This window comes from Streptomyces sp. AC627_RSS907, from assembly GCF_019049165.1.
This window is the reverse complement of the sequence record NZ_JAGMUE010000739.1, coordinates 1-715: the sequence shown is the minus strand read 5'-3', so window position 1 is coordinate 715 and position 715 is coordinate 1. Positions and strand designations below refer to the sequence as shown.

The following is a 715-nucleotide window of genomic DNA, read 5'->3' as shown; positions in this document are numbered from 1 at the left end:
GAGCAGGCTGGAGACGGCCCACTTGAGCGCGCGGCCGGCGCGGCTCTGTAGTGGCGGTGGGGGCGGGGGCGGCGCGGGGGTGATCCGGACCGCGCCGTTCCCGCCGCGGACCGGCGGCTGGGCGTAGGCGCCCTGTTGGTAGGTGGTGCGCTGGTAGGCCGGGGTCGCGGTGAACGACGGCTCCGGCGGGCGGATCCGCGGCATCTCGGCGACGGCCGCGGCCAACTCCGCCGGGGTGGTGCAGGGCAACTCCTGCCGGGAGGCGGTGGCACCGTCGTTGACCAGCGCCCGCATAGCGAGTTCGGACAGGCCGCGGTGCACCCCCGCGCGCACCTGGTCGGGCGCGATGAGGCCGACGCCCTTGGGGAGCCCGGCCAGGCCGTGCGCGTCGCTCTCGTACGGCCAGCGCTGGGTGAGGGCGGCGTAGAGCAGGGCGCCGATCGCCTCGGTGTCCGTGCGCTGGGGCTGGGGGGTGGTGATGCCGCGCAGGGCGGCCATGACGGCCAGGCCGCGGATGCGGTACTGGCCCGACTCGGTGCGCAGCACGGAGCTGGGCGTCAGCCGCAGGTGGGACAGGCCCTCGCGGTGGGCCGACGCCATGGCCTGGGAGACCTGGCTGACCAGTTGGTAGGCGTCGTGCGGCTCCAGCGCGCCGGTGGCGAGCACCGTGGTCAGCTCGGTGGCGTCGGAGATCCACTCGTGGACGACGTAGACG

The 715-nt window shown here is 75.5% G+C and carries 1 pseudogene; it reads right to left on the bottom strand.

The features are described from left to right. Positions 1-715, bottom strand: a pseudogene (locus KUM32_RS38345) (serine/threonine protein kinase); the annotation flags it as partial.